We start from the raw sequence: 12,811 nt of genomic DNA on the forward strand, positions 1-12,811 counted from the left end.
ATCCCACACTGTTTTGTGGTCCGTCCGCTCGCACCCGTACCGGCGCGGACGCCTCAGGAGGCGAGGAACGCGGCGATCGGGCCGGCCGCCGCATAGCCGGCGCGGTACATGCGCTCCAGCCCCTCGTAGGTCTTCGACATCGTCGACAGCCCGTAGAGGTCCTCGGGGGCGAGGATCAGCACGCGGCCCTCCTCCTCGTAGCGTTTGGCGAGCGCGACCTCGTCGTTGTAGGTGCGGTAGCGGTTGAGCAGCGCATCGCCGGCGGCCGGGTAGGAGCGGGAGAGCAGTCTGGCGGGCGCGACGTCCTTGTGCTGTTCGCGCAGCACGTCCTTCAGGCGCGTCAGCACGACGACGATGCGGTCGTAGCCGGCGTCAACGGCGCGCTGCACCGGGATCGGGTCCGCGATGCCGCCGTCGAAGTACGGCACGCCGTCGATGACGACCGGCTTGCAGGCCACGGGCACGGCCGACGACGCCTTGAGGATCGTGTAGTCGTCGTAATGCATGTCGTGCTTCGTGAAATAGCGCGGCTCGCCGGTCAGCCCGTCGGCGGCGACGACGTCGAGGCCGGTCGGGTTCGCGGCGAAGGCCTCGTAGTCGAGCGGATACTCGCCGTCATGGTTGCTCAAGGTGCCGTAGACGTAGTCGAGGTCGCAGTAGTTGCCGGTGCGCATGTAGGCGTCCATGCTCGCGTATTCCTTGCGAAACGCGTATTCGGTGTAGAAGCGGTGCGCCCGCGTGTTCTGCCCGGCGATGAACGACGTGAGGTTCGCGCTGCCGGCGGAGATGCCGTAGGCGTGGTCGAACGCGATGCCTTCATCGAGGCAGCGGTCGAGGACACCGGCGCCGAAGATCGCGCGGAAGCCGCCGCCGACGTCGATGATTGCTGTGCTGTTCGTCATTCGAGCATTGTACGTCACCGCTGCAGACCGGTTTCGCCGCCGGTGCGCAGCAGTTGTTCGGCGAGCGCGGCGACACGCGGCGACGGGTCGGAGTTCATGAGCGTGACGCCGCCCTCGGCCGTCTCGGGCGCGAGCGCGCCGAGCGATTCGAGGATGACGTCGAGATGATGGACGGTTCCGGCGTTGCCGTCGATGATCGCGACGTCATCGGGCAGCAGCTCGCGGAAGTAGTCGCGGTAGAAGATGAAGTGGGTGCAGCCGAGCACGACGGAGTCGATCGAGTCGAGGTCGTAGCGGCCGAAGTAGCCGCGGAGCGTGCGCATGACGAGGTCGTGGTCGGCGAGCCGTCCCTGTTCGACGATGCGGACGAGTTCGGGGCACGGCTGCGGGAGGATCGTGTGGTCGGATTCGAAGCGACGCATAAGCGCGGCGAACTTGCGTTCCCTCAACGTCAGCGGCGTGGCGGCGACGATGACGCGCTGGCGCCGTCCGCGGCCGCGGTCGCAGGCGACCTTGAGCGCGGGTTCCATGCCGATGATCGGCAGATCGTAACGGTCTCGCAGCTCGGCGGCCGCGGCCGACGTCGCCGTGTTGCAGGCGATGACGATCGCCTTGGCGCCCTGCGCGACGAGGTCCTCGACGATTCGTCCGGACAGTGCGCGCACCTGTCCGGGAGTCTTCGTGCCGTAGGGCGCGTGCGCGGAGTCGCCGAAGAACACGATGCGCTCGTGCGGCATCTCGCGGCGGATCTCACGGACGACGGAGAGGCCGCCCAAGCCGGAATCGAACACGCCGATCGGAGCCGACGAAGCCATGATGATGCCTCCTGACAGAGCCGTTGCGCGTGGGAAGGGGACGCGCCTGACACGCGTCATTATACGAAGCGCCGCGCATCGGCGCGAGCGGCCGTACGCGCATCGGGGAATCGGAGGGAGGCTGTGCGGGTACAGTGGGGCTTATGAGCATTGCAACGACGGTATACAAGACGCAGGGCACCGGCAACGACTTCGTCATGTTCGAGGACATCGACGGTGACTACGATCCGCAGCCCAAGGAGATCGCGGCGGTCTGCGACAGGCATTTCGGCATCGGCGCCGACGGGCTGATCCGCGTCACGAGACCGCAGTACGTCAAGGACATCGGCGAGGAGGAGCTCAAGGCCTGCGCGGACGGCGGCGTCGAGTGGTTCATGGACTACCGCAACGCCGACGGTTCGATCGCGCAGATGTGCGGCAACGGTTCGCGCGCGACGGCGCTGTTCATCCGCACGATGCACGGCGTCGACGGCGACGAGCCGCTCAAGCTCGGCACGCGCGCCGGCGTCAAGACATTGACGCCGATGCCCGACGACGACGAACTGGGCGCGCACCTGTTCCTCGTCGACATGGGCGCGTGGAGGATCGGCGACGTCGACGCGCACGTCGTGACGGTCGCCGGTTCGGACGGTTCGGGCAAGGGCACCTTCGTCGACATGGGCAACCCGCACGTCGTGACCGTCGTCGAGGACGCGTTCAGCACGCTGCCGGTGCTCGAGGACATCGATCTGACGTCGGCGCCGGTCGTGACTCCTGCGATCGACGAGGGGCAGAACGTCGAGTTCGTGCGCATCGACGAGATCGACGCCGGCGAGGACCACGGCGAGGCGACGATGCGCGTGTTCGAACGCGGCTGCGGCGAGACGCTGTCGTGCGGCACCGGACTGTGCGCGACGGCCGTCGTGCTGCATGCGAAGACCGGCGTCAACCATTGGCGCATCACCGTGCGCGGCGGCAAGGTGGACGTCGACGTGACCGGCGATGACGTCATGCTCACCGGTCCGGCGGCGATCGTCGCGAAGATCGAGATGCTGTGAGCGCGGCGCCGTGCACGGGGAGGGGCCGCGGCGCTCACCCCGCGCGCAGCTGCATGCCGTAGGGGATGAACATCAGGCCGAACCAGACGAAGCAGGCGATGACGGCGATCGCGGCGAGCATGACGACGGCGCTGACGACGATGCCGGCGATCGCCAGTCCGCGGCCGCGCAGCGTCCGGTCGTCGGCGATCCTGGCGAGCGCGACGATCGAGCACGCGAGGCCGGCCGGAGGCAGCAGCCACGCGCAGACGAAGCCGACGACGGCGAAGACGCTCCAGCGTTCGGCAGGCCGCGCCGGAGCGGCGGATGCGTACGCGGGGGCGCCGCGCGTCGGGGTCGGCGGGGTCATGATGCTCCTTCGGTCGGGGGGAATCGGGGGAGGAAGCGGGACGATTCAGACGAAGAGGTAGGCGCCGTCCTTGACGAGGATGAGCGTGGCGAGCGCAACGATCCAGACGGCGTCGACCATCAGATCGAAATTGAGCCGGTAGTAGGTGCGCAGGGCGGTCGTACGCGCCGGCAGGCCTTGGACTGTGACGGTCGCGTGGCTGACGGCGATGAACTGGATCGTCGTGGCGAAGCACAGCACGAGGCACCACGGGCACAGCGCGTTGATGACGAACAGCGACTGCGAGGTCAGCCAGTACGAGTAGGCGAGCGCGGCGAGGGAGCCGAGCCAGGTGCACGCCGCGAACCAGCGGGGCATGCGCATGCGCGCCAGGCCGATGACGGCGATCGTGCAGAACACCGATTCGGCGGCGATGCCGAAGAACGCGTTCGGATAGCTCAGGCCGGCGAATTTGACGATCTCCGACTGCCATGAGTCGGCGACGGCGGAGCATGAGAGCACGGCGTTGACGTCGCATGACAGCAGCTTGCCGGGTTCGCGCGCCATCTGCAGCGTCTCGGCGGACAGCACGAAGGAGACGACGAGGGCGACCCCGGAGGCGGCGAGCATGACGAGATACAGCCATGTGGAACCGTGGCGCCAGCCGCGCGGCGTCGCTGGGGCGCACGGCTGGCCGGCGGCGGCCGACGGGGCCGAGGCGTCCGCCGTGTTCGTCGCGTGCGGTGGTTCGGATTGGTTGCGCTGCTGCCGGTGCTCTGGCATGATGGCCTCCTCGTTGCGTCGGACATGTCGTCGGCGCGCCCGATGGCCGCACGCCGCTGTGGAACAGTGTACCGAACGCGGGATGCATGGGGCGAATCGGCGATTTCGGCGAAAGCGCGCGTCCGGCGCGCGCCGAGCGTTTACGATGGGGGTATGGCGAAGGTAACGATTGCGATGACACCGCCGACGAGCGGATGGGATATGCACTGCCACACGGTGTTCTCCGACGGCACGGAGACGCCGCATGAGCTCGTGCGGCGCGCGAAGACGATCGGGCTGCACGGCGTGGCGATCACCGACCATGACACGACGGCCGGCTGGCCGCAGGCGCAGGAGGCGTCGAGCGAGCTCGGGCTGCCGCTCGTGCGCGGCACCGAGATCACGGCGCAGGACGGCGATGTCTCCGTGCATATGCTCGCCTACCAGTACGACCCACGCAGCCGGCGCATCTGCGACCTGTTCCGCGCCACGCGTGCGGCGAGGCTGGAGCGCACGAAGAGGATGGTCGCGTTGCTGGCGAAGGATTTCCCGATCGACTGGGAAGACGTGCTCGCTCAGGTCAGAGAAGGCGACCGGACGACGATCGGACGCCCGCACATCGCCGACGCCCTCGTCGCGGCCGGCGTCTACCCGGACCGTTCCGCCGCCTTCGCCGACGCGGTCAGCTCGCGCAGCAAGTACTACATCCCGACGCCGTCGCCGAGCACGGACGAGGTCGTGCGGGCGGTGGGCGAGGCCGGCGGCGTCAGCGTCGTCGCGCACGCCGCCGATCCGAGCCGCAACAGGACGTTGTTATCCGATGCGCAGATCGCGCATCTGGCCGACGAGGGGCTCGACGGACTCGAGGTGTGGCATCGCGGCAACCCTCCCGAAGAGCGCATGCGGCTGCTCGGGCTCGCCGAACGCTACGGGCTGCTCGTGACCGGCGGCTCGGACTGGCACGGTGCGGGCAAGCCGAACCGGCTCGGCGAAGGCCTGACCGACGACGCGACGGTCGCCGAGATCGTGCGCCGCGGCGCGATTCCGCTGTGGCGCTAGCCGCGGCGCACGACATGCGCCTGGCATGACGAAGGGCGGCGGAACCGCGATGATCGCGGTTCCGCCGCCCTTCGCTGAGCCGAGGTCGCGGGCGGTCAGCCGAGCGCGCCGAAACCGACTGCGTGGCGCGTCTCGGAGCCGATGATCGCATAGCCGAGCGCATCGGCCGGCACGATGAAGCGGCGGCTCTTGTTGTCCATCAGCACGATCGGCGTGTGCTGCTCGAGCGCCTGCGCGATCGTGCGCTCGATCTGCTCCGCCGGCTCGTCCGAGTTGAACGTGACCGGACGCGTGACGTTCTGGACGCCGAGTTCGATTTCCATATGAGACTCTCCTTAGGTCCTGATGATCGCTGTCCTTGTCGTGTACAGCATTCTACGGCAGACGGCCCGCGCCGCGCCATCGCGCTACGCGCACGGATGACGGGCGACGGGGGATCGGTTCAGCCCTGCGTCCGGGCCGGGGAGGATCCGTCGCCAGTCGCCGGATGGGTCTGGTCGAGTCCGGCCCGCGCGTCGCGCATCGCCTGCTCCTCGCGTTCGAGCAGCGGGATGAGCAGCGTCTGCGCCTCCGGTCCGTTCGCGGGCCTTCCCGAGGGCGCCGCGCCCCGGTCGGGCCGTGCGGCGGCCGTCTGCCCGGTCGTGTCCGAACGCTCCTCGATGCCGATGACGATCGTCTCGCTCGACGAGGCCGCGATCTGGCGGGACGCCGTGTCGTCGGCGTCGATGACGCCGATCGCGTCGATCGGATGGGAGTCGGTGCGGTCGTCGCCGACCGGCTGCCGCACGACCTGCGCCGCGCCGCCGGTGACGTCGCGTTCATCGGTCGTGTCGAGGATCGTCGAGGCCGAGGCGGCCTGCGTGCTCGACGGAGTCGTCGCATGGCGCCGGCGCGCCTCGTCCTCGCGCAGCAGCGTGTTCACGGTGACGGTGCTCGGGTTCGCGCCGGGGGCCGCATCGTAGCCGCGTGTGCAGTGCATCGTCGCGCCGAGCTGCTGGGCGAGGTGGTCGACCTGCGCCTTGAACTGCATGATGCGCGCGTTGTCGCCCTGGCTGAGCGCCTGGATGAAGTCGCCGACCTGCGCCATCTGCACCCACAGGTTCGCGCGCAGCATGATGAGGTCGTCGAGACGGTTGCCGAGGATGCGGCCGTAGGCGGAGATGACGGCGTTGCGGTGCGTCTCGTCGAGCTTCGAGAAGATCCAGGCGAGATCGCGCGCCGGGTCGTTGATCTGCATCTCCTGCCAGTTCGTGATCGTCGTGATCGTCGAGCCGGAGAAGATGAAGTCGCCGTCGGAGTAGCCGCCGTGCACCGGGCAGGTCATGAACGACCACAGGCCCTCGGTCTCGAGGATGCGCGTCCAGCTGTCGGTGATCTCGCCGGGCACATGGCCGGCCTGGCGCAGCCGCTTGATCCACGACGTCAGCTGCGCGCGGATCTGGCCGGTCGTGTACGAGGGATAGCCGGATTCGGTGAGGAAGGTCGGGCGAAGCCGGTGCACGGCGCCGATCGCCGTGCCCACCGATGCGCAATCGTCGAGCGTGAGCAGCTCGAGCGAACGGGCGACGCCCTCCGGATGGACGGTGACGAGCACCGACGGGCGCTCCGGGTCGTCGGCGCCCGGCTGGAACGCGACGACGCGGTCGGTGGAGAAGCCCAGACCGGCGAGCTCGCGCGCGCGTCCGACGACCTGCGCCGCGCGCACACGGCCGGCGAGACGGCGTCGGCCGCGCGCGTCGTCGGCCGCATAGACGTTGTAGAGATGGCCGCGCAGATCCTGCACGACGGCCTGGTCGATGCCGTCCCGCGCATCCGTGTCGTTCTCCTGTTCGCTGGCGCGCACGCCGACGACGGCCGCGTCCGGCATCGCCGCCGAGGCCAGGGCCGCCAACATCAGATTGCTTCGTTCACTCACAGCGGCCATTTTTCCATGCGGAGCGTACAAGCCGCCGCGCAAACGCAAGCATTGCAACGTTCCGCGCACGGCCGGCGCCGGGGGCCGGCGGCGCGTGCGGCGGCCGCGTGGCACAATGGTCGGCATGCAGGCATCAGCGCAGGAGATTCTCGACGGGCTCGACGACGCGCAGCGTCGCGCAGCGACGAGCGTGGAGGGGCCGGTGCGCATCATCGCATGCGCCGGCGCCGGCAAGACGCGCACGATCACGCGGCGCATCGCCTACGCCTGCGCGAGCGGCGCATGGCGTCCCGGCGCGGCGCTCGCCGTGACGTTCTCGGTCAAGGCGGCGAACGAGATGCGCGAGCGGCTCGCGGCGCTCGGCGTCGACGGCGTGCGCGTCGCGACCTTCCATTCGGCCGCGCTCGCGCAGCTGCGCGAGGTGTGGAACGAGCTGTGCGAGGGACCGTTCCCGCAGCTCGCCGAGCGGCGCGGCGACCTCGTCGCGCAGGCGTATGTGCGCGCGCTCAACCATGAGCCCGAGCGCCGCGTCGCGCTCGACGTCGAACGCGAGATCGACTGGTGCAAGGTCTCGCTGATCGCCCCCGACGACTACGCGCGCGTGTGCGCGGCGACGCGGCGCGAACCGCCCGCGCAGCTCGACGCGTGCCGCTTCGCCGACGTCTACCGCCAGTACGAGCTCGAGAAGACGGCGCGCCTGCAGATCGACTTCAACGACATCCTGCTCATGTGCGCGCATGTGCTCGACGCGTTCCCCGAGACGGCCGCGCACATCCGCGAGCGCATCGGATGGCTCACCGTCGACGAATACCAGGACGTCTCGCCGCTGCAGCACCGGCTGCTGCGCGGATGGCTCGGAGGCAACCGAGACATCTGCGTCGTCGGCGATCCGGCGCAGACGATCTATTCGTTCGCGGGCGCGACGAGCTACTATCTCGACGACTTCGCGCGCGAGTTCGCGCCGCTCGCCGCGAACATCGAACTGAGCCGGGACTACCGTTCGACGCCGCAGGTCGTCGCGCTCGCGAACCGGGTGCTCTCGCGTTCGCCCGAGCGCGACGGTTACCTGCGGCTGCGCGCGGTGCGTTCCGGCGGTCCGCGCGTGACGAGCGCGATCTACGGCACCGACGCCGAGGAGGCGCGCGCCGTGGCCGCGGCGATCCGCGGGGTCGTCGACGGAGGCGGCCGCGCCGCCGACTGCGCGGTGCTCACGCGCATCAACGGACAGCAGGGGCCGTTCGTGCGCGCGCTGCGCGAGGCCGGCGTGCCGTATCAGGTGCGCCGCGACGCCGGTTGGCAGCAGTCGGCGATCGCGGACATGCCTGCGGCGGACATGTCCGCGATCGCCGACGCGGCCGGCGCGCGCAGCGGACGGGCGACGGTCAGCACGATCCACGCGTCGAAAGGCCTCGAATTCAAACATGTGTTCCTCGTCGGGCTGTCCGACGGGCTGATGCCGTTCCACGCCTCCGACGATCCGACGACGCTCGAGGAAGAGCGGCGCGTGCTCTATGTGGGGGTGACGCGCGCCGAGGACGCGCTGCATCTGTCCTATGCGCGCCGCGTGAACGGGGAAAGCGGCTTCGTCAGGGACGTAAGCCGCTTTCTTCGCTGATTCTTCGCTGACGCACGCCGTCAGTTCGACCGCGTGCCGTCGTCCGGGCCGTTCGTGCCGTTGGCCCCGTCATTCGTGCCGTCATCGTTTGCGTCGTCGTCGAGCAGACGGCTCAGCTCGGCGTCCCAATCGATACGCTCGCCCTTCGGCTCGGCAGCACCGGTCCGGTCGGCCTCGTCGGGCAGGCTCGGCAGCAGGTCCGGATGCCCCCACATCGCGTCGCGCGCCTCGACGCCCTGTCCGGCGGTGATGCGCTCCCACAGCTGCGCGGCCTCGCGTGTGCGCTTGGGGCGCAGCTGCAGGCCGAGCAGGTTCTCGAAGGTCAGCTCGGCGGGGCCGCCGACGGCGCGCTCGCGTCGCATCATCTCGCGCAGCTGCTCGAGATGCGGCAGGTGCGCCATGCCGGAACGCCAGACGACGCAGTCGACCCACCCTTCGACGAGCGCGAGCAGCGTCTCGATCGAATGCATCGTCTCCTTCTGCTCGTCGGTCGTCGTCAGTCCGACGTTCGACAGGTTGACGGCTCCGGACAGCGATTCGGGGTCGAGTGACGAGGCGCCGCGCAGCTGCTCCTCCATCGCGTCGAGGTCGATCGTGATGCCGCGCGCGTACTTGCCGATGAGCGCGGCGAAGCGCGGCATGAGCCACGGCACCGTCGCGTACAGGCGCGCATAGGCCTGTTCGCGCAGCGCGATGAACGCGGTGACCTCGGCCGCGTCGATCTCGAGCGCGCGCGCGTATTCGTCGACGTTCTGCATGATGAGGCCGCCCGCCGGGTTCCTGAGCAGTTCGATGCCCTGGTCGTAGCTGCCGCGCACCTCCTTCGACATCGCGCCCGCCGCCTGGCCGAGCTGCATCGCGTAGGAGGTGTTGGCGAACAGCTTCATCAGCTGCCTGGGGTCCTTCATGCCCTCGGGGATCGGGATTGGCACCGGCCCGGCGAACATGCCGGTGATCTCGCCGTCGAAGGCGTCGCCGAGGCGCTCGGAGATGACGGCGCCGAGCGCGTCGTTCATCGACGCCGCGACCGGGGCGGCGAACTGCGCCCACTGCTCGATCGTGCCCTCGACCCAGGCGGCGCGCGTCAGCGCCTCGGCGTGGTCGGGCGCCGGATCGAAGTCGGTCGTCGTATCGAGCCACAGGTTGACCTCGCTCATCGCGCGGCGCATCGCGGAGCCCTCCTCGGCGGTGACGATCCGTTCGCTTTCGGCGTCGTTCGCCTGCTGCAGCGCGATCGACCTCGCGAGCTTGACGTTGATCGGGCCCTCGGCGATCGTCTGCTGCATCTCGCCGAAGGAATTGAGGCCGCCGCCGGCGAAGGCCTGCATCATGCCGCGGATCTGCGCCGGGTCGGGCAGGTCTTCGGGGCTCTGGCTCATCAGCTGTTCGCGGATCTGGTCGGGCAGCGACTCGAGCTGCCTCCACGCCATCTCGCCCTGCACGGGGCCGAAGCAGTCGATGAACCATTGGCGCAACGTGTTCTCATCCATCATGGGTTCCCTTCATACTCGTCTGTGCGCTTCATGTTTTCCTACCTGTCTCAATACGCGACGCGCCGAAATAATTCCGCCGCGGTCATAGTATGGGAGGCATGTCGCACACGCAGATCCCCGATCCCGCCCAGGACGTCGCGCGCCCCGGTCCGCTGCGCCGTCTCGCCGCGCATTGGCGGGGCAGGCCCTTCGGCTTCACCGTCGGCGCGCTCGCCGTGCTGCTCGGCGCCGTGATCCTGCTGATGCCGAGCGCCTACGTCGTCGAGACGCCCGGCCCGACGCAGGACGTGCTCGGCGACAGCGGCGGCAGGAAGGTCATCGACGTGTCCGGCGTGCGGACCCACAAGGACTCCGGCAGGCTGCTGCTCGTCACCGTAAACGCCGCCGGCGTGCCCGGATACCCGGTCTCGAACGCCGAGGCGCTGTGGGGCTGGGCCGACCCACGGATGCTCGTCATGCCGCAGGAGGCGGTCTTCCCTCCCGGTCAGACGAGCGAGGAGTACCAGCGCGAATCGCAGCAGGAGATGACCTCGTCCCAGGACGCGGCCGTCACCGCCGGGCTCGACTACGCCGCGAAGCTCGGCGTCGACGTCAAGGGGGCGAAGGTGACGATGCACGTCGACGACATCGGCGGCCCGTCGGCCGGCATGATGTACGCGCTCGGCCTCGTCGACATGCTGACGCCGGCCGAGGAGTCGGCGAAGACGACGGTGGCGGGCACCGGCACGATCGACGACGAGGGCGAGGTCGGCGCGATCGGCGGCATCGACCTGAAGATGCTCGGCGCGCAGCGCGACGGCGCCACATGGTTCCTCGCGCCGTCCGCCAACTGCGACGAGGTCGTCGGCCATGTGCCCGAAGGGCTGCGCGACGTCAGGGTGTCCACGCTCGACGACGCGTACCGCGCGCTCGTCGCGATCGGCGAGGGGCGCGGGGACGCGCTGCCGCGCTGCACGGCCGGATGACGGAGCGGCCGCTCGCGGGGATGCGCGAACGGCCGCTCCGGGCCGATTACGACCGGACATGCGGGCCGCGGCCGGCGTCCGGGCGTGTTCGCCGGTGTTGCTATATTGGCGAACGTGAATCAAACGGCATCTGAGAAAGCTGAGGAGTTCGGCTTCCGCACGGGGGACCTGGTCCAGGAATGGCTCTGGGACGACGATGTGGATGATACGATCCGCAAGAACATCGAGACGTTGACCGGTGAGGAACTGGTGGACGAGGAATATGATTCCGCCGTGGACGGCGCGATCATCTGGTGGCGCGACGGCGACGACGAGGACGGCCTGTCGGACACGATCATGGACGCCTACGCGGTGCTCGGGCAGGACGGACCGCTGTGGGTGCTCACGCCGAAACCGGGACGCGACGGGGCGCCGGGGGCGAACACCGTGCAGAACGCGTCGAAGACGGCCGGCATGAACGCGTCGACGCCGCTGACCGTCAGCGACGACTGGAACGGCATCCGCCTGCGGGCCTTCGGCAAGAGCTCGAACCGCTAGACGCCAATCGCCGCCGGCGATCCCCATCGGGAGGCCGGCGGCGATGTCGTATCGGCGCATGGGCGGGCATCGGGGCCACGCTCACAGCAGGCACGCGCACAGCTGCATCATGACGGCGCAGACGAACACGAGCGTCATCGCGAAGGTGCGGGGGAAGCGCTCGCGCAGGATCGCGAAGGCGACCGCGAACGCGAAGGCGAGCGCGATGAGGCCGAGCGTCACCCAGCGGATGACGGCGTGCGCCGGGTCGATGACGCCGAACAGCGTGAGCATGACCGGGATGAGCATGCCGGCCGACAGCACGAGCATGACGAGCGCGACGATCATGTCGGCGCGCTTCGCCGCGGGCGTGGGATGCGGGCGGTGCGCCCGTTCCTCCTCGAGGGCGCGCGTCAGCTCGGTGATGCGCCGGTCGTCGTCGACCGCGCGCCAATGCGCCTCCTGTTCGAGGCGGCTCACTTCGAGGCCGAGGGCGTCGACCCGCTCCTCGAGCCCCACCTCGCGCCGCGGCGTTCCGGGCAGCAGCGCCTGCAACGTCTTCAACGGGTTCGACAATACGTCCAATGGGGTGTTCATGGCTCACGATTATAAGGAACGCGGCAGGGACGCGACGGCGTTCCCTCGCACAGCTGAGCGCGGGGGCCTCCCGCGGACGGCGATGGTGGGGTAAGTGGGCGATGAGGGATTCGAACCCCCGACATCCACCGTGTAAAGGTGGCGCTCTAACCGGCTGAGCTAATCGCCCATGGGGCACCACTGTACAACGACGGGTGAAGAAAACGGCGCCCGGACGGGTGTCGCGGGCGCCGCGCGGCGGCCGGCGCCGTGCACGCGTCTCAAACATCACGTAATCTAGCAGTGGTACGAAATCGCGAGGAGGACAGACGATGGCGCAGGAACGCGAAGCGACGGGCGGCACGGCGAATATCGAACGCGTGGGCAAACGCAAGAAGGGCTACGATGTGCGCCAGGTGGACGCCTTCCTCGAACAGGCGCACGCCTTGTACGAGCAGGACGGCGTCGAACTCAGGCGCAGCGACATCCAGGACGCGTCCTTCGACATCGTCAGGGGCGGCTACTCGATCCCGCAGGTCGACGCGACGCTCGAACGGCTCGCGAAGGCCGTCAGCGACAAGGACACCTCCTACGAGATCGCCGAACTCGGCCGCGTCGCGTGGAAGGCGCAGGTCGAGGCGCTTTACCATCAGATCGAGGCGCATGCCGAGCGCGCCGCAGGCGAACGCTTCGCGCCGGGGGAGGCGAAGAAGCCCTCCTATGACCGCAAACAGGTGGACCGCCTCATCGACCGCATCATCGACCAGGTCGGCGACGAGCTCGACCGCATCAGCTCCGACGCCGCGGCCGGCGACGACGGCGCGGGGC

At 69.3% G+C, this 12,811-nt stretch carries 13 protein-coding genes, 1 tRNA gene and 1 pseudogene; 6 read left to right on the plus strand and 9 right to left on the minus strand.

All coding sequences use genetic code 11. From position 1 onward, the window contains the following. Positions 1-53: 53 nt before the first annotated feature. Positions 54-902, minus strand: a complete 849-nt coding sequence (locus B1400_RS05370) for a patatin-like phospholipase family protein (protein WP_095613409.1) — start codon at positions 900-902, stop codon at positions 54-56. Positions 903-916: 14 nt separating this feature from the next. Continuing rightward, complete coding sequence (murI, locus tag B1400_RS05375) at positions 917-1,717, minus strand: glutamate racemase (protein WP_095613410.1); 801 nt, start codon at positions 1,715-1,717, stop codon at positions 917-919. A 143-nt stretch (positions 1,718-1,860) separates the two neighbouring features. Between murI and dapF the strand changes: the two genes are divergently transcribed. Then, positions 1,861-2,754, plus strand: coding sequence for a diaminopimelate epimerase (dapF, locus tag B1400_RS05380; RefSeq protein WP_095613411.1), 894 nt, complete (start codon positions 1,861-1,863; stop codon positions 2,752-2,754). Between the two features lie 34 nt (positions 2,755-2,788). Here the strand turns inward: dapF and B1400_RS05385 are convergent, their stop codons facing one another. Both B1400_RS05385 and B1400_RS05390 read right to left on the minus strand, forming a co-directional pair. Beyond that, positions 2,789-3,103 carry a DUF4190 domain-containing protein gene (locus B1400_RS05385; RefSeq protein ID WP_095613412.1) on the minus strand — a complete coding sequence of 105 codons (315 nt, stop codon included), beginning with the start codon at positions 3,101-3,103 and terminating at the stop codon, positions 2,789-2,791. A gap of 45 nt (positions 3,104-3,148) precedes the next feature. Beyond that, complete coding sequence (locus B1400_RS05390) at positions 3,149-3,865, minus strand: vitamin K epoxide reductase family protein (protein ID WP_095613413.1); 717 nt, start codon at positions 3,863-3,865, stop codon at positions 3,149-3,151. A 153-nt stretch (positions 3,866-4,018) separates the two neighbouring features. On the opposite strand from B1400_RS05390, the gene B1400_RS05395 reads away from it, so the two are divergent. Beyond that, positions 4,019-4,903: a PHP domain-containing protein gene (locus B1400_RS05395; protein ID WP_095613414.1), complete on the plus strand. Its 885-nt coding sequence runs from the start codon at positions 4,019-4,021 to the stop codon at positions 4,901-4,903. Positions 4,904-4,998: 95 nt separating this feature from the next. Here the strand turns inward: B1400_RS05395 and B1400_RS05400 are convergent, their stop codons facing one another. Together B1400_RS05400 and B1400_RS05405 are read right to left on the minus strand one after the other, a co-directional pair. After that, a complete protein-coding gene (locus B1400_RS05400) occupies positions 4,999-5,226 on the minus strand; it encodes a DUF3107 domain-containing protein (protein ID WP_095613415.1) in 228 nt (75 codons plus the stop codon). Positions 5,227-5,345: 119 nt separating this feature from the next. Continuing rightward, positions 5,346-6,827 carry a phosphotransferase gene (locus tag B1400_RS05405; protein ID WP_407641070.1) on the minus strand — a complete coding sequence of 494 codons (1,482 nt, stop codon included), beginning with the start codon at positions 6,825-6,827 and terminating at the stop codon, positions 5,346-5,348. Between the two features lie 115 nt (positions 6,828-6,942). On the opposite strand from B1400_RS05405, the gene B1400_RS05410 reads away from it, so the two are divergent. Beyond that, complete coding sequence (locus B1400_RS05410) at positions 6,943-8,433, plus strand: ATP-dependent helicase (RefSeq protein WP_095613420.1); 1,491 nt, start codon at positions 6,943-6,945, stop codon at positions 8,431-8,433. 20 nt (positions 8,434-8,453) lie between these two features. Here the strand turns inward: B1400_RS05410 and B1400_RS05415 are convergent, their stop codons facing one another. Further along, a complete protein-coding gene (locus B1400_RS05415; protein ID WP_095613416.1) occupies positions 8,454-9,923 on the minus strand; it encodes a zinc-dependent metalloprotease in 1,470 nt (489 codons plus the stop codon). A gap of 101 nt (positions 9,924-10,024) precedes the next feature. On the opposite strand from B1400_RS05415, the gene B1400_RS05420 reads away from it, so the two are divergent. After that, the gene (locus B1400_RS05420; RefSeq protein WP_095613421.1) at positions 10,025-10,891 is read left to right on the plus strand and encodes a YlbL family protein; all 867 of its coding nucleotides are present in this window, start codon (positions 10,025-10,027) and stop codon (positions 10,889-10,891) included. A gap of 114 nt (positions 10,892-11,005) precedes the next feature. Then, positions 11,006-11,428, plus strand: a complete 423-nt coding sequence (locus B1400_RS05425; RefSeq protein ID WP_095613422.1) for a DUF3052 domain-containing protein — start codon at positions 11,006-11,008, stop codon at positions 11,426-11,428. 81 nt (positions 11,429-11,509) lie between these two features. Here the strand turns inward: B1400_RS05425 and B1400_RS05430 are convergent, their stop codons facing one another. Continuing rightward, positions 11,510-12,004, minus strand: a complete 495-nt coding sequence (locus B1400_RS05430; RefSeq protein WP_133064627.1) for a hypothetical protein — start codon at positions 12,002-12,004, stop codon at positions 11,510-11,512. A gap of 95 nt (positions 12,005-12,099) precedes the next feature. Continuing rightward, positions 12,100-12,173, minus strand: a tRNA-Val gene (locus tag B1400_RS05435). A 142-nt stretch (positions 12,174-12,315) separates the two neighbouring features. Between B1400_RS05435 and B1400_RS05440 the strand changes: the two are divergent. Further along, a pseudogene (locus B1400_RS05440) lies at positions 12,316-12,811 on the plus strand (DivIVA domain-containing protein); the annotation flags it as partial.

Source organism: Bifidobacterium italicum, from assembly GCF_002286915.1.
Taxonomy (GTDB): Bacteria; Actinomycetota; Actinomycetes; order Actinomycetales; family Bifidobacteriaceae; genus Bifidobacterium; species Bifidobacterium italicum.